General features: G+C 60.2%; 13 protein-coding genes and 1 pseudogene. 8 read left to right on the forward strand and 6 right to left on the reverse strand.

Annotated elements, in window-relative coordinates; genetic code table 11:
- Positions 1-586 precede the first annotated feature (586 nt).
- The gene (locus tag ACOOGG_RS09665; protein ID WP_420434658.1) at positions 587-1,234 is read left to right on the forward strand and encodes an ISL3 family transposase; all 648 of its coding nucleotides are present in this window, start codon (positions 587-589) and stop codon (positions 1,232-1,234) included.
- On the opposite strand, the pseudogene ACOOGG_RS09670 reads toward ACOOGG_RS09665, so the two are convergent.
- Positions 1,161-2,090, reverse strand: a pseudogene (locus tag ACOOGG_RS09670) (TIGR03621 family F420-dependent LLM class oxidoreductase). The gene ACOOGG_RS09665 and the pseudogene ACOOGG_RS09670 sit on opposite strands and share 74 nt — an antisense overlap.
- A 154-nt stretch (positions 2,091-2,244) precedes the next feature.
- Between ACOOGG_RS09670 and ACOOGG_RS09675 the strand changes: the two are divergent.
- Positions 2,245-2,655 carry a hypothetical protein gene (locus ACOOGG_RS09675; RefSeq protein ID WP_420434660.1) on the forward strand — a complete coding sequence of 137 codons (411 nt, stop codon included), beginning with the start codon at positions 2,245-2,247 and terminating at the stop codon, positions 2,653-2,655.
- A gap of 38 nt (positions 2,656-2,693) precedes the next feature.
- Positions 2,694-4,904, forward strand: a complete 2,211-nt coding sequence (pcrA, locus tag ACOOGG_RS09680) for a DNA helicase PcrA (protein WP_420434662.1) — start codon at positions 2,694-2,696, stop codon at positions 4,902-4,904.
- A gap of 79 nt (positions 4,905-4,983) precedes the next feature.
- Here the strand turns inward: pcrA and ACOOGG_RS09685 are convergent, their stop codons facing one another.
- Positions 4,984-5,850 carry a hypothetical protein gene (locus ACOOGG_RS09685; protein ID WP_420434664.1) on the reverse strand — a complete coding sequence of 289 codons (867 nt, stop codon included), beginning with the start codon at positions 5,848-5,850 and terminating at the stop codon, positions 4,984-4,986.
- A 1,674-nt stretch (positions 5,851-7,524) separates the two neighbouring features.
- On the opposite strand from ACOOGG_RS09685, the gene ACOOGG_RS09690 reads away from it, so the two are divergent.
- Complete coding sequence (locus ACOOGG_RS09690; protein ID WP_420434666.1) at positions 7,525-8,214, forward strand: hypothetical protein; 690 nt, start codon at positions 7,525-7,527, stop codon at positions 8,212-8,214.
- A 17-nt stretch (positions 8,215-8,231) separates the two neighbouring features.
- On the opposite strand, the gene ACOOGG_RS09695 is transcribed toward ACOOGG_RS09690, so the two are convergent.
- From ACOOGG_RS09695 to ACOOGG_RS09705, 3 genes are all read right to left on the reverse strand, one after another.
- The gene (locus tag ACOOGG_RS09695) at positions 8,232-8,852 is read right to left on the reverse strand and encodes a hypothetical protein (protein ID WP_420434668.1); all 621 of its coding nucleotides are present in this window, start codon (positions 8,850-8,852) and stop codon (positions 8,232-8,234) included.
- A 42-nt stretch (positions 8,853-8,894) separates the two neighbouring features.
- Positions 8,895-9,515, reverse strand: coding sequence for a hypothetical protein (locus ACOOGG_RS09700; RefSeq protein WP_420434670.1), 621 nt, complete (start codon positions 9,513-9,515; stop codon positions 8,895-8,897).
- A 107-nt stretch (positions 9,516-9,622) separates the two neighbouring features.
- A complete protein-coding gene (locus ACOOGG_RS09705) occupies positions 9,623-10,093 on the reverse strand; it encodes a hypothetical protein (RefSeq protein WP_420434672.1) in 471 nt (156 codons plus the stop codon).
- 123 nt (positions 10,094-10,216) lie between these two features.
- On the opposite strand from ACOOGG_RS09705, the gene sucC reads away from it, so the two are divergent.
- From sucC to purH, 4 genes are all read left to right on the forward strand, one after another.
- A complete protein-coding gene (sucC, locus tag ACOOGG_RS09710) occupies positions 10,217-11,365 on the forward strand; it encodes an ADP-forming succinate--CoA ligase subunit beta (RefSeq protein WP_420434674.1) in 1,149 nt (382 codons plus the stop codon).
- Entirely contained in the window at positions 11,362-12,246 is an 885-nt protein-coding gene (sucD, locus tag ACOOGG_RS09715) for a succinate--CoA ligase subunit alpha (RefSeq protein ID WP_420434676.1), read from the forward strand. Before sucC ends, sucD begins: the two co-directional genes overlap by 4 nt.
- 69 nt (positions 12,247-12,315) lie before the next feature.
- On the forward strand, positions 12,316-12,879 hold the full coding sequence (gene purN / locus ACOOGG_RS09720; RefSeq protein ID WP_420434678.1) for a phosphoribosylglycinamide formyltransferase: 564 nt from the start codon (positions 12,316-12,318) through the stop codon (positions 12,877-12,879).
- Positions 12,876-14,402, forward strand: coding sequence for a bifunctional phosphoribosylaminoimidazolecarboxamide formyltransferase/IMP cyclohydrolase (gene purH / locus ACOOGG_RS09725; RefSeq protein WP_420434680.1), 1,527 nt, complete (start codon positions 12,876-12,878; stop codon positions 14,400-14,402). The genes purN and purH overlap by 4 nt, the downstream gene beginning before the upstream one ends.
- Here purH and ACOOGG_RS09730 read toward each other — a convergent pair.
- Positions 14,399-15,244: a methylenetetrahydrofolate reductase gene (locus ACOOGG_RS09730; RefSeq protein WP_420434682.1), complete on the reverse strand. Its 846-nt coding sequence runs from the start codon at positions 15,242-15,244 to the stop codon at positions 14,399-14,401. The genes purH and ACOOGG_RS09730 overlap by 4 nt on opposite strands.
- Positions 15,245-15,350: the final 106 nt, after the last annotated feature.

A 15,350-nucleotide genomic window follows, 5' to 3' on the forward strand; every position in this document is an offset into this window, starting at 1 on the left:
GCTGGATTCGTTTCTACCGGCGTGACCTCCTCACTGTTGGCAGCATGCACCGTGCTTGCGGTTGTCGAACCAACCGCGAATAGTCCAACTGCACAGAAGAGAATTGCTTTCCACTTCTTCCGTTTCTTTTGGCACCTAACCATTCTGGGTTTCCCCCGTTGTCTTAAGTTTGAGATTGAGGATGTATTTCTTGGTTCGGGTCTGTTGCGTCTTCAGATGAACGTAGGTTGGCTTGGCGGGCTTTGCAATCAAAACGGGTGTCAAAACATGACAAGTTTTTCGTCATGTTTTGACACTTGACGAAGTAGGTGCGGTCGTATAAAAGGCGGCTCTCTTGCTTGTTCAGATAGAGCGCAGAGATGTGATCAGGCCGACTCAGTGCGGCCCACTCGCTACATCCTCAACAATCATCCGCCGAGGAGTTTCTGAGTCTTCGCGTTGAAGCTGGGACTGGGGTGATTGTGGGGGTCCGCCACTGAGTCGGGGGCCTCGCCGATTCTTGTGACTGTCAGATTGTCCAAGTGTCAGGAGGCTCCTGGTGGTTCAAGATAGTTCAGCGGTCGGGTTCGGCGCGCTCGGGTTGTAGGTGGCCGGCGTCGAGGAGGTGGGCTTTGACGAGACGGTGATGGCCTCGGCCTCGCGGCGCCGCCGCCGCCGGTTCATCACAGCGGCTGTCGACGCGGACACCGGGCGGGTCGTCGACGTGTTCGAGGGCCGAGACGCCGCCGGCTGGGACCGCCTCCAACAAGCCCTCGACGCGGGCGACCCCTACGACGAGGTCGCCGACTGCTGGCAGGCCAAAGAAAAAGTCCGGGCCGTGTTCAAAACCGGCGGCCCCGACCAGGCCGCCGCCCGGCTTCACGACGCCATCGACTGGTGCGAAGCCCCCGAGGCGGCCCCCGAGCTGCACCGGCTCGCCCGCACCCTCAAAAGCTGGCAAACCGAGATCCAAACCAGCATCGCAACCGGTGCCCACAACGGGCGAACCGAAGCCGCCAACGCCAAAATCGAAGACATCAAACGCTCAGCCAGAGGCTTCCGCAACTTCAACAACTACCGGCTCAGAATCCTGCTTGCAACCGGACAAAACCCGGCCACACTCAACCCGTCACAAAAATCAGAGCCCGACGTCCCAGCTTCAACGCGTAGAGCCAAGCCGGTCAGATTCCCGCCAGCTGGGCCACCACCGGAGCCATCTCCTCCATGGATTCGATCGAAAGGCCGATGTAGCTGATGTCCAACTCATCTCGCTGGCGAACCAGCTTGTCCACCACTTCTCCCACCGTTCCAATCAGGCTGTGGGGTGACGCCAAGGCCTGGTCGGTGTCCAGCCCCAACGCTGGGGCCAGCGCCTCGGCAAAGCTCCTGCTGTCGTCGGTGATTGTGGCCATGTGGACCCGGGAGTGCAGTTCCACATCCCCGAATCGCTCTCCTGCGCTCTCTCTGATCCAGTCGATCTTGGCCGCGGTGGCGTCGGCGGTTGACGACGGACCCACTCGGTTGTCGATAACCCCGGCAGCCATGCTGGGGTTGACCCCCACGATGTCAGCCGTTCGGGCCGCCAATCGCAGCACCCGTTCCGACCCTCCGGCCACGAACAGCGGCGGGCCTCCGGGTCGCACCGGCTCGGGCAACCCTTTCAGGCCTTCGATGGAGTAATGCTGGCCCGAGAACGTCACCGTCTCGCCGGCCAGCAGCCCCTTGATGATGGCCACCGCCTCCCCCAGGCGCTCGATCCGCAATCCGGGCCGGTCCATGGGAATGCCGGTGCTGTGGTAGTCGCTGCTTTGCCAGCCGGCTCCGATTCCCAACTCGAACCGACCGCCGGACTACGCATCCAAGGTGGCGGCCTCCTTGGCCACCGCCGCCGGGTGGCGGAAATCGTTGGCCAGCACCATGGTCCCCAGCCTCAGCGTAGTTGTGGCCTCTGCCGCGAAGGCCAGCGCCACCATCGGTGCCGGACCCTGGTCGAAATGATCGGGCATGCAGAAGATGTCGTAGCCCAGTTCCTCGGCCTGCCGAGCAGTTTCTCGCCACCCCCGGGCATCGGTCAGCGTCCGTGCTTGCACCCCAAACCGAAACTTCCCCATCGCCCGTACCCTACCGGTGGGGGCACGCGCTGAATATCCAGCTATAGGGGAATCAGGCGGTTGCTCTCGACCCCTGGCAGGGTACAGTTGGGCAGCTTTCGGCGCTGGCTTCAAAGGCTGCCCTTCATATTTCTACAAGTGAGGGAACATCGAGATGCCGGTGAGCGAAGCCGAGCGGATGGAGTTGGTGGGAAGGTTGACGGATGCGATCGGCGAAGGGGCAGCGAAGACGCTGATGGCGTGCGTACTGCCCGATGGCCGAGATCAACTGGCAACCAAGGCCGAATTGGAAGTTTTTCGGTCTGAAAGCAAGGCCGAGTTTGCATCGATTCGGGCTGGCCTTGAGTCGTTGGCTGCGGAGACGCGGGCTGGCCTTGAGTCGTTGGCTGCGGAGACGCGGGCTGGCCTTGAGTCGTTGGCTGCGGAGACGCGGGCTGGCCATGCGGAGTTGCGGAGTTTTGTGGAGTCAAAGCTGGCCCGGCAGGCCCGACTGCACTACGGGACCCTGGCGACTTTCTTGATGAGCGTGTGGGGTGTGTTTCTGGCCCAGAGCTTCATGATGTAGCTGCTGCTCGCAGGATGGTGGTCGGTAGTGTTGGCCAGATGCCATCGACCGCGCTCACCGAGGGGCTGAACCCGGCCCAGATCGACGCGGTCACCCATCCGGGCGGCCCGATTCTGGTGGTCGCCGGGGCGGGCTCGGGCAAGACCCGGGTGCTCACCCATCGCATCGCCTATCTCATCGACCACCAGGGCGTTTCCCCTTTCGCCCTGTTGGCTATCACCTTCACCAACAAGGCGGCCCAGGAGATGAAGCACCGGGTGGGAGCGCTGGTGGGCCCGGTGGCCGACAAGATGTGGGTGAGCACTTTCCACTCGGCCTGCGCTCGCATCCTGCGTTATGAGCACGAGGCGATTGGCTTCCCCTCCAGCTTCACCATCTACGACCAGGCCGACTCGGTGAGGCTTACCCGCTACATCCTCAACGATTTCAAATTGGACCTCAAGAAGATGCCCCCCCGCTCGATCCACGCTGCTATCAGCGCGGCCAAGAACGAGATGGTCGGCGTGGCCCAATACAAAGACCGGGCTGCCAATATCTTCGAGCGCCGGATCGGAGAGGTCTACGGGGAGTATCAGGAGCGCCTGCGCCGGGCCGGGGCCATGGACTTCGACGACCTTCTGGGCGCCACTGTGGGGCTCTTCCAGCGGGCGCCCGACGTGCTCGATCGCTACCGCCGCCGCTTCGAGCACGTTTTGGTAGACGAGTTCCAGGACACCAACCGGGTGCAGAACGAGCTGGTGCTGATGCTGGGCAAAGAGCACCGCAATGTGTTCGTGGTGGGCGACGCCGACCAGTCGGTCTACCGTTTTCGAGGGGCCGATGTCCGCAACATCATCGACTTCGAGCGGGCCTTCGAGGACGTCACCGTGGTGCTTTTGGAGCAGAACTACCGCTCCTCTCAGCGCATTTTGAGCGCGGCCAACGCGGTGATCGCCAACAACTTGGGCCGCAAGCCCAAGAATCTTTGGACCGACCAGACTAGGGGCGACCCCATCGTCTGCTACCAGGCGACCGACGAGTACGACGAGGCCCGCTGGGTGGTGCGGGAGGCGTACAGGCTCCACGACGACGAGCAGCATCGCTGGGACGAGATGGCGGTGTTCTACCGCACAAACGCCCAGAGCCGGGCAATGGAGGAGCTGCTGATGGAGGCGGGCGTTCCCTATCAGATTGTCGGCGGCACCCGGTTCTACGACCGCCGGGAGGTCAAGGACTCGCTCGCCTATCTGCGGGTGACCGTCAACCCCGGCGACGCCGTCAGCCTGAGGCGGGCGTTGAACACACCCAAGCGGGGGGTGGGCGACGGATCGGTGGCCAAGCTGGAGGCATGGGCCGAGGCCCACGGCCTTACGTTGATGGACGCCTTGGTGAACGCATCCGAAGCCGGGGTGAGAGGGAGGGCACTGACTGGCATCGGCGCCTTCTTGAAGGTGATCGACGACTCCCGCAGCTTGCTCGACGGCGGACCTGCCCACGTGTTGGAGCACATGCTCGAATCCAGCGGGTATCTCGACCAACTGGAGGTCGAAGCCGCCGGGGAGACCGAAGTTGGAGTGCAGGCCCAGGGAAGGCTGGAGAACCTCGACGAGCTGATCAGCGCGGCCTCGGAAAGCGAAAACGTGAACGATTTCCTCGAACAGGTCAGCCTGGTGTCGGATACCGATGACCTGGCCGATGACTCAATGCTGACGCTGATGACCCTGCACTCGGCCAAGGGTCTGGAGTATCCGGTGGTGTTCCTGGTCGGCATGGAGGAGGGCATATTCCCCCACTTCCGCTCGCTCACCGAGCCCGACGAGCTTGAGGAGGAGCGCCGCCTGGCCTACGTGGGCATCACCCGGGCCCGCCAGCGGCTGTACCTGACCCACGCCTGGCACCGCACCGTTCACGGCACCCCGATGTACAACCCGCCGTCGCGGTTCTTGGAGGAGATCCCCGAAGAGCTGGTGGACAACCGGGGCGGCAGCCGGAGCCGCTCAACCCGGTCGGGCTCCGACCGGTACTCGGCCAGTTCGTTCGCTGGTCGTGAGCGGATGGTGGAAGCTCCCCAGGCCACCCGCACCCCGGTCGAAGCCGACCCCGATCCGGTCCGCCTCGTAGTGGGCGACGACGTGAACCACGCCACCTTCGGCATCGGCGTGGTCACCGATGTAAAGGGGGCCGGCGGCGACGCCGAGATCACCGTCAACTTCACCACCGCCGGCTCCAAAGTGCTTATGGCCTCGTTCGCCCGACTCGAAAAGGCATGAGTCTCCGGCTATTCCCAAACACAGGTACGAACCCTTCGAGACCCTGATTGGTGTTTGCAGGCGGCGTGGTCCGTGCTGCTCACTCGTTGGCGCCGACGTTGCCGACGCTGCCACCACCGCTGAAATCGCCGTCAGAATTTACTATCGTGATAATGGACGGCGGGTTTAGCAAGGCTTCAAGTTTGATAGACTGGGGCAGGCCATCTGAAGATAGAGTGTGATCGAAAGCTGGAAAGGTCACGTTGTCTAGCTCATCAACAAATCCCAATAGCTCGCCCCCGCGCAGCACTCCGAAGACTTCAGGTTCGAGGTCAAATGCTGTTTTTTCGTTTGAGTGGAGTGGAGCAGCAATTCGTATGCCTTCGAGTTCTGTCTTGAGTGAGTTCAAATCAACTGGATTAAGCAAGAATAAGCCAATAGTGACCTGGTTGACTCCAGTGTAGTCATCGTTCAAGTATAGTGAGTTTTCAACTGCAATAGATAAGTGGATAGTAGATAGCCAGGAGTCAGTGGAATTGAATACATGTGTCTTTCGGGTAGGCAGCTCACCGACAATTTGAGGGCCGCCTGGCCATGAGTAACCGTTACCGGCGGTAACTCTAATGACTCTCCCAACCACAAACATATCCGACGCAGGACCTACAGTCTTGCCATCAACCACAAATGTTGTGCGAGGAGTGGTTTCTAGAGCGGAGCTGTACAGAGGCTGTTCATATGACACACTTGAGTTCAACTCCTGTATTTTATCAGTCAATAAAATACCCGCTGATTCCGATCTCTGCGTGCCATCACCGCAAGCACTTGCGGTGATGATCAGTACTGCCATTGAGGTTATCAGTGTTTTCTTGCTTAATAACTGACCTCTGCAAACATCATCAAGATGCCAGATCGTGACCGCACGAATGGAGACAATTGCAGAGAAAAAGACGTTTCTAATAGTTTCCATTGATATGTTCCTTGTCATGATTGCTGTAATCTAACTCTGTCTTATTGTACAGACAAGATGAGTCTTCCTGCTGGTTTGATTTCGGATGAATGAGTCCAAGGGTGTGACCAAGTTCATGACATGCGTGATTCCTGCGACGAGCTGTCGTCTGATTTACCTCCCATGACTGATCTGTATATATATTGAAGCTTTGACATTTGGATCCAGAGAGCGATTCACAAGATGCATATCCAACAATAACGGATCCAGAGCCTCCATGCCATGTATGGCCACACCAAGTCTCAGAGTAGTTAGCCTCTTGTATAACAACATCAGTGTTGCTATCAGGCGATGATTGTTCTGTCTGAAGGTCTATATCAGTTGGAAGTACTGCGTTTTTGGTGCATAAGTATACGCATCAAATAGTGCTTAAGACAATCCTGGCGACCGGTGATATGTCATGTCATTGTTGTCTTGCATGTTTCCACCGCAGTTCACATTTCCTGTGGCTCCATACCAGTTTCCTGCAGATACAGGGAAAGCTGGCACAATTAATGCAAACAACATTGAGATGACAAATACTGCGTGTTTGATCCTAATATATTTCATAGATATATCACCTCTTATATGACATCAATTGCCATTGTTGATATTAGCTTTAGAATCCGTGTTCCTTCCCAGCAACTATATCTGAGAGTGTGGCATTCGGCAGCAATAAACAGTGTCAAAACATGACGAGCATTTGTCATGTTTTGACACTTGACAAGGTCGGATTCAAGGTGTAAAGGGACAGCTGCATGTGGCAATGAATTAAGGCCTTCGACATCGACGCAGGTGAAGACCAGATGGCTCTATCGCCATCGGGGCCAGAAAATGCGATCCATGCCGCCTTCGGCCTGAATGCGGGCTTGCTACGGTGGCCCCGTGGAGTTGAGCTGGGCGCAGTGGGGGTCGGTCAGCTCATTTTCCGTGAGGGTTGCCCACTTCGTGGGGAGCGTGGCGGAGGCCCACCGCTTGGGGCATGGGCCCGGGCGGTCTCGGAAGCCTTGGGAGATTGGGTTCCAGCGGCGTGCCTGTTCGATTTACGCCCAGACGCTGCGTCCTGAGTATCTGCGGGGCGTCGCCGATGCGAGCGCGTACTGCGCGGGGTTGATGGATGGCGCTGCGCCTGATGATGAGGTAGCGGTCGATTGGGGGATCGTCGCGGAGTTCCTGCGTTCCACGTCAGAGGCTTTACGCGAGATGCCTTCGGTGGCGGAGGTTGCTTCTGGGGTGGGGGTCGCTGAGATCGGGTCGGCGCCTCCGGCGGTGTTGCGTTATGAGCTCTTCGCTGAGTTGCTGAGCTCTAAGGGGATTGAGCGTTGGGGGATGCAGCCAATGGGGTCGCCCGCTGCTGTGAGTCGCAAGTGCAGGTGGTACCGACGGCTCAAGAACTGGAGTGGCTGCTCTCGGTGACCGCTCAGGAGCCGGTTGCCGTGCTTGCCAAGCGCAATGACACTTCGACGAGAGGCATGTACCGGTTGCTAGAGGCAATGTGGAAGCGCCTCGGTGTTCACAATCAAGTACAGGGAGTCGCGCTAGCGGTGCAGCTGGGGTGGATAGCACCCCCGCCGTTTGACGGCAATAGGCGCTGAAGTGATGAGTATGCGAGAGACATATGCTCATGCTGCGCAGTTCAGCGTTGGTCAGCTCCGGGTGGTTCTCAGACATGCCGCCCTGATCGAGCAATATGCAATCCGAATCGCCGAGGCCCACGGTTTGGGCTATGGACCCGGTGAGCACACCGACATCTGGGGTGTGGAGTTTCAACGCAACGCTCAAAAGGTATGGAAGGAGACCCTGGCGCCGCTATTCCATCGGCAGGTGGCCGACTCCTATGAGCGCTGTGCCTGGTTGATGGGCTCTGTTTCGCCCGATCAATCGGTCGCCGGCGATTGGGAGAATGTTGCCGGATATCTGAGTGCGGTTGCGGTCGCGATCAACAAAGACCCGGACTGCGCGGAGCTAGAGGTGCCGTCTGGTTCCCTCGATATCAGACACATGCCCGAAGTGATCCACTACGAGAGGCTCGCCGAATTGATGCACCCCGACGCGGCGGAGAGGCTGCGCTCAACGGCCGCGGCGGTCGCGCACTACTGCCGGACCAGCCTGTCAATAGTGCCCGACGAGATGCAGCTCGCCTGCCTGCAAGGCCTCGCCAACGGCGAGAAACACGCCGACCTCGCCATGCGCCTCGGCTACTCCGAGCGCCACCTCCAGCGAATCCTCGCCGACATGTGGCACCAGTTCGGAGTCGACAGCACCATCGAAGGCGTATCCCACGCCGTCGCCCAAGGCTGGATCACCGTGCCCAACAAGCGCGACAGCGGCACCTCAGGTGATTGACGCTGCACATATATCCGTCATTCGATAAATGCTCCAGGTTCACTTGAGCTAGTTTGTCGAATATATTCGAGGGTTGTGGCCTCAGAAGCAATGCCGAGCACGCCGGACGTAGTAGAAGGGCTGATCATATTATTTCCCAACAAGTAAGCTATTCCGTCAGTAACTGTTATGATGTCAAGGTCATTGTTTCGCTCTGTCAAGAAAAGAACAAAGGATTGTCCAACGTCGGTAGATGTGAAATCCGCGCCTGCAAGCAGCACACGGTTTAAGCGCTCAGTGGGTTTTCCGCCTACATTTTTGACTGTATACCCATCCCATAAAATTGCCAATTGAGCAGGTGATTCACCCTTAAGGGTTTCAATAGTACTGAAGTTCAATTTGATAAGCTCAATAAATTCACTTGTTGGTTCATCTTCGTTATATCCACCCCTATAACCTGCTCCTGTAGTTATTGAATCTAATGTTGCTCGTACAATTACTGTACTCTGCTCAATGAGGTCTCCGGAAGTTGATGGCCCGGATTCATCCACATGGATGATAACAGTATCAAGTTCGTCTGATGAATGTTCATCGTGCGCAGTGCATCCTGAGACTAGTATTCCAGCACACAACGCTATGGTACTGATGAGTCTGAACATCATATAATTCCTTTGTTATAGTGACCAAATCACAATGTCAGATCAATATCTGTCTTTGAGATGGTCAATTTCATGGACAGTGAGATTGGTTTCAAGGGAATATTTTGACTGTGGCCAGCAACCTTCATCTTCAGTCAGTCCGTCGTCGCTGCCCAGAGTGTGTCCAATCTCGTGACAAACAGTATGACCGACTTGACTAGCTGTGTTGCCTATCAATGTGTCTTCATTGAATCGAACACGGAATTGATCGCATTTGTTGTTGCTCATTGTCTTCATACAAGTAGCATCACCCAAGATTGTGGATCGCGAAAAGTGACTTTCATCAGCTGCATACCAATACATATCTACGCGAGCACTTGGAACAGCAGACTGGCGTCCATCGTTGATTGTATTAATGTCGTTGTCTGTATCTAGCTCGTAGTCGGAATGCATTGAATCAGTTACGAATGGATTGAGTTCATTATAATGAGAGTCATTTGACTCAATTGACGCGTATCTGTGTTGGTCATTATCAGCGTATCGACCTCCGAAATAGTGAGCTGCTGCTATGTTGTGCAATAGAAGCATTCCGATGGCAATCAATATTGAACAGACAACCGATCGGCTAAAGACTATTGTTGTAATCGTTTGGCTTATGCTCTTGTTGGTGTGAGTCTCCAACATTGCACGATACGGTACTCGAGGGCTTTGCAAGGATCATCCAAACTGCTGTCAACACATGACAAAGACGAGTTAAAGATGTAGGAGGCGGCGTGTTTTGCGAATCTTGCTCAAGGTCCGTCGTTGGCGTTCACGTCCACGAACAGATCGCCTTCGTCTAGCCATACTCCGAACTGGGTTAGGCCATCGCCGGTGGCTGAGTACACCAACGCTGGATCGCAGGTGTCGATGAACAGCCGTCGGTCGGCGTCCCAGTCGACCACGCAGTCGCCGCTGGCACCGGGAGACTGGACGTCGAAGGCGAACCACCCCTTCTCGGGATTGTTGCCGACGTGGTTGATCCAGATGCTGCGTCCCCGGCTCAGCGGGGCCCACGGCACCGGTCCTCGCTCGGCGATCTCAGCGGCCAACACCTCGGCGTCGCCGGCGTTGAAGTTGTCGTCGCCCAGCTTTACCTCGATCTGGTCGGATCCGGCCAGCGACACCACGGCGAATACCAAGCCCACCGCCAGCGCGATGCTGATGACGCTGTAGATGACGGCTCTGAAGGGGGTGATTTTGGGACCCGATGAGACGGGCATGTCGCTCCCTCGGTTCGTTCCAACTGATGGGGTTGCTCCTAGTATCGCGGCGAAGCGTCGGCGGTACGAACCATTGCCAAGCTGCCAGCGCGAACTTGGCCAACGCTCTGTATTGGGGAGCCCGTGGATCTATTCGAATATCAGGGAAAACAGTTCTTCGCGTCGTACGACATGCCGGTTTCACCCGGCGAGGCGGTGACTACGGTCGATGATGCGGTAGCAGCCGCGGAGCGGTTGGGGACACCGGTAATGGTCAAAGCCCAGGTCCACACCGGTGGGCGTGGCAAGGCCGGGGGGGTGAAGTTCGCGGCCGACATCGACGCCGTGCGCACCCATGCCGCCAACATCTTGGGGCTCGACATCCGGGGCCACATCGTGGAGAACCTGTGGATCGAGAAGGCCTCCGACATCGCGGAGGAGTACTACGTGAGCTTCACCCTCGACCGGTCGGCCAAGAAGCACTTGGGGATGCTGTCGTCCGAAGGCGGGGTGGAGATCGAGACGGTGGCCGAGGAGAACCCTGACGCAATCGCCAAGATCTGGGTCGACCCGACCGAAGGCCTGGCCGAGGACCAGTGCCGCCAATGGGTGCTGGCCGCCAACCTCAACCCCGACGTCACACACCAGACGGTGGAGTTGTTGTTGAAGCTGTATGAGGCCTACACCCAAGGCGACGCCGATCTGGTTGAGATCAACCCGCTGATCGTCACCCCCGAGGGCCGGGTGCATGTGCTCGACGCCAAGGTCACCCTTGACGGCAACGCTGGCTTCCGCCACGACCTGGCGCCCTTCGACGCCACCCAGCCCCGTGACGAGCGGGAGGCCGCCGCCCACGCCAAAGGTCTCCAGTACGTGGGTTTGGAAGGCTCGGTGGGGGTGATCGCCAACGGTGCCGGGCTGGCCATGAGCACGGTGGACGTGGTCAACCAGGTGGGCGGCAAGCCGGCCAACTTCCTGGACATCGGCGGAGGGGCCAACTCCGACGTGATGGCCGGGGCGCTGGAGGTCATCAACAACGACCCCGATGTGAAGTCGATCTTAATCAACATCTTCGGGGGCATCACCCGGGGTGATGAGGTGGCCAACGGCATCATCGAGGCCATGGAGCGGGTGGATATCAGCTCGCCCATCGTGATCCGCCTCGACGGCACCAACGCAGTTGTGGGCTGGTCGCTGCTGGAGCCTCATCTCGGCGATCGGCTGGTTATGGAGCCCACCATGTTGGCTGCGGCCCAACTGGCGGTCGATTTGGCAGGAGGATCTGCACGGTGAGCATCTTCGTCGACGAGAACACCAGGGTGGTCTACCAGGGCCTCACCGGAAGCCAGGGCCGGTACTACGGCTTGTTGAACCGCGACTACGGCACCCAGGTGGTGGCCGGCACCAACCCCAAGAAGGCGGGCACTGACGTGGAGGGGATTCCCATCTTCGCCACCGTGGCCGACGCGGTGGAAGCCACCGGCGCCAACGTTTCGTGCGTGTTCATCCCTGCCGCCGGGGTGCGCGGTGCGGTGCTCGAGGCCGCCGAGGGCGGTGTTGAGCTGGTGGTGGTCATCACCGAGGGCGTGCCCATGCACGACGAGGCCTACTTCTTCAACAAGCTCAAGGCCGATTACCCCGACGTGCGGTTGCTAGGGCCCAACTGCCCCGGCATCATCAGCCCCGGCAAGGCCAACATCGGCATCACCGCGGGCCACATCGCCAAAGAGGGCGGCCCGGTGGGCATCGTGAGCCGCTCGGGCACCCTCACCTACCAGGCGCTGTACGAGCTCAAGCAGAAAGACATCGGTTGCACCACCTGTGTGGGCATCGGCGGCGACCCAGTACCGGGCACGTCGTTCATCGACTGTTTGGCCGCCTTCGAGGGAGATACCGAGACCGAAGCGGTCATGATGATCGGCGAGATCGGGGGGTCGGCCGAGGAGGAAGCCGCCGAGTTCATCGCCGCCAACGTGTCCAAGCCGGTGGTGGCCTACATCGCCGGGATGACCGCTCCGCCGGGCAAGAAGATGGGCCACGCGGGGGCCATCGTGTCAGGGGGCAAGGGCACCGCCCAGGCCAAGATGGACGCCCTCGCCGCCGCTGGCGTACACATCGGCCAGAGCCCCAGCGAGGCCGGCGACATCATGGCCGAGGTGGTCGCGGGACTCTGATTTTCAGGCCAATCGGCGGGCGAGGGGACATCCCAAGCAGCCCCTGAGGCGGGTGGTAGGTTCGGCTCGATGCGACTAGCGGTGCTGGCGTCGGGCAGTGGGACAATTCTGGATGCCATGGCCCACAGCGGGCTGCCCATCTCGCTGGTGCTGGTGGACCGACCCTGCGGTGCTGAGAAGGTTGCCGCGGATCACGGGCTGACCTGCGTGCTGGTGGAGCGGACCAGCTTCGGTCCCGACTTCGACCGAGTGGACTACACCCGCCAAGTGACCGAGCGCTTGTCGGCCGAGGGCATCGAGCTGGTGGCCATGGCGGGGTTCGGGACGGTGCTGAGTCAGCCGATTCAGGATGGGTACGGAGGCCGAATCTTGAACACCCACCCGTCGCTGTTGCCCGCCTTTCCCGGCTGGCACGCGGTGAAAGACGCCTTGGGCTACGGGGTGAAGGTCACCGGCTGCACCGTGCATGTGGCTACCTTGGAGGTGGACGCAGGGCCGATTCTGGCCCAGCAAGCCGTGGCCGTGGAGCCCGACGACACAGTGGACACGCTCCACGAGAGGATCAAGACAGTGGAGCGCGACCTGTACATTCGCACTGTCCGGGAAATAATCGACCGAGGGTATGTCTTATGAGCCAGGGAGCTGACCACTCGCCGAGGGCGTTGGTGTCGGTGTACGACAAGACCGGGGTGGTAGATCTGGCCCAGCGGCTGGTAGCCCTGGGATGGGAGATCGTCTCCAGCGGGGGCACGTCGGCCGCGCTGGCCGAAGCCGGAGTCCCAGTGACCCCGGTGGAGCAGGTCACCGGAGCGCCAGAGATGCTGGACGGGCGGGTCAAGACCGTCCACCCCGTAATTCACGGGGGTCTGCTGGCCGACCTATCGAATCCGGGCCATGTTGAGGATCTGGCCGAGCGGGGCATTGCGCCTATCGACCTGGTGGTGTGCAACCTGTATCCGTTCCGCTCCGATCCATCGGTGGATATGATCGACATCGGCGGTCCGGCCATGGTGCGGGCCGCAGCCAAGAACCACGAGCGGGTCGGCGTGGTGGTGCAGCCCGAGGACTATGGGACGGTGCTGGACGAGTTGGAGGCTGAAGGCGGCCTCTCCCACGCCACCAGAAGACGACTGGCTCGGGCCGCATACGCCCACACCGGCGCCTACGACGCGGAGATCGTCGATTGGCTGACCGACACCGATGCCGACGCCGAAGAACTCCCGCCGACGGTGGCGCTGACTTTGGAGCGCCAGGAAGTGCTGCGCTACGGCGAGAACCCCCACCAAAGCGGCGCCCGCTATCGAATTGCCGGCCAGTCGAGTTGGTGGGACCAGGCTCAGCAGCTCCAGGGCAAGGCCATGTCGTATCTCAACGTATTCGACGCCGACGCCGCCTGGCGGCTGGCCCACTCGCTGGGCGATGACCCGGCCGCGGTGGTCATCAAGCACGCCAACCCCTGCGGAGCAGCAGTGGCCGACGACATCGCCACCGCCTATCGGCGGGCCCATGAGTGCGACCCGGTCTCCGCGTTCGGGGGGATCGTGGCCGTCAACCGCATGGTGACCGCCCATGTGGCCGAGGCCATGGCCGACGTATTCACCGAGGTGCTCGTCGCCTCCGAATACGAGGAGGCCGCGCTGGCCCTGCTGGGCAAGAAGAAGAACTTGCGGGTGCTCAAGGCCCCGCCGCCGGAGGCTGCCGACTTGGAGATTCGCACTCTAGGGGGTGCGGCTATGGTGCAGACTCCCGACACGGTGACCATGGACCGCTCTTCGTGGAAAGTGGTTACCGAGCGGGCACCCACCGACGACCAGTGGGCCGACTTGGAACTGGCCTGGCGGGTGGCGGCCCGAGTGGGCTCCAACTGCATTGTGCTGGCCAAAGACCGCCAGGCAGTGGGCATCGGCGCCGGTCAGCAGAACCGTCGCGACGCCGGGCGCATCGCGGCGGAGAAGGCCGCGGGCCGCGCTGCGGGCGGAGCCTGCGCCAGCGACGCCTTCTTCCCCTTCCGTGATGGCCTCGATGCCGCTGCCGACGCCCAGTGCGCCACCGTCATCCAACCCGGCGGCTCAGTACGGGACCAAGAGGTGATCGACGCCGCCAACGAGCACAAGATGGCGATGATCTTCACCGGCGAACGCCACTTCAAGCACTAGAGATTGAGCAGATTGCAGATCAGGGTTGAGGCATCAGGTCGATTAAGGGTGTAGAGGTGGATGCCGGGGGCGCTGGCGTCTAGCAACTGTTGGGACAGTTCGGCGGCGGCTTCGGCGGCGGCGGTGATGCGGTTGGGAGTTGATAAGGCTTCGAGAATGGCGAACAGTTCCTCGGGCACCGTCGAGCCATTTATTTCGGCGTAGTGGCGGGTGCTCTTGGGCCAGATCACTGGCATGACGCCGGGGAGGATTGGTCGATGGCATCCAAGGTCGGCCAGCTCATTGCAGAGTCGGGTGTAGTCGGCGGGGTCGAAGAAGAACTGGGTTATGGCGAAGTCGGCTTGGTTCAGTTTGGTGGCCAGAAACTGCCGGTCGGAGGCCCGGTCGGTTGAGCGGGGGTGGACTTCGGGGTGGGCAGCCACTCCGATGCTGAAGTTGGAGGGGTGGTCCCGCACCACCTCCACCAACTCGGAGGCGTATCGGAAGTCGCCGCTGATGGCCGACCCGTCAGGCGGATCGCCCGCGAGGGCCAATATGTTGGCCACCCCGGCGGCGGCGTAATCGTCCAGCAGGGCGGCCACGCCTTGTCGGGTATGACCCACACAGGTCAGGTGGGCCATGGCCGGAAAGGGCCGGTCTTGGCAGATGTCGGCCACGATGGTGCGGGTGCGGTCGTGGCCGTCGCCGCCCACCCCGCAGGTCACCGACACAAACGAGGGTGACAGCGCGGCCAATTCGTCCAGCGTCTCGGCCAGTTGCTTGGCGGCCACCTCGTCGGCTGGGGGGAAGAACTCAAACGACAGCGTTGGCTGATCGCCCAACAAGTCGGCTATCCGTGCCATCAATAAGGCAGAGTATGGCCCGATCCACGGCGACTCGGCATTGTTTGCCGAAGCCGTACCTCCCCTTGCTGGGAGTTGATTCTTGGCTTCGTTGGGTGCGAAGACT

Origin of the sequence: Candidatus Poriferisocius sp. (assembly GCF_965214065.1) — a bacterium.
Lineage (GTDB): Bacteria > Actinomycetota > Acidimicrobiia > Acidimicrobiales > Bin134 > Poriferisocius.

Coding starts and splice junctions, on each gene's coding strand:
- ACOOGG_RS09675 (WP_420434660.1), top strand. CDS start 2,245: ATGCCGGTGAGCGAAGCCGAGCGGATGGAGTTGGTGGGAAGGTTGACG.
- pcrA (WP_420434662.1), top strand. CDS start 2,694: ATGCCATCGACCGCGCTCACCGAGGGGCTGAACCCGGCCCAGATCGAC.
- ACOOGG_RS09685 (WP_420434664.1), bottom strand. CDS start 5,850: ATGGAAACTATTAGAAACGTCTTTTTCTCTGCAATTGTCTCCATTCGT.
- ACOOGG_RS09695 (WP_420434668.1), bottom strand. CDS start 8,852: ATGTTCAGACTCATCAGTACCATAGCGTTGTGTGCTGGAATACTAGTC.
- ACOOGG_RS09700 (WP_420434670.1), bottom strand. CDS start 9,515: ATGTTGGAGACTCACACCAACAAGAGCATAAGCCAAACGATTACAACA.
- ACOOGG_RS09705 (WP_420434672.1), bottom strand. CDS start 10,093: ATGCCCGTCTCATCGGGTCCCAAAATCACCCCCTTCAGAGCCGTCATC.
- purN (WP_420434678.1), top strand. CDS start 12,316: ATGCGACTAGCGGTGCTGGCGTCGGGCAGTGGGACAATTCTGGATGCC.
- purH (WP_420434680.1), top strand. CDS start 12,876: ATGAGCCAGGGAGCTGACCACTCGCCGAGGGCGTTGGTGTCGGTGTAC.
- ACOOGG_RS09730 (WP_420434682.1), bottom strand. CDS start 15,244: ATGGCACGGATAGCCGACTTGTTGGGCGATCAGCCAACGCTGTCGTTT.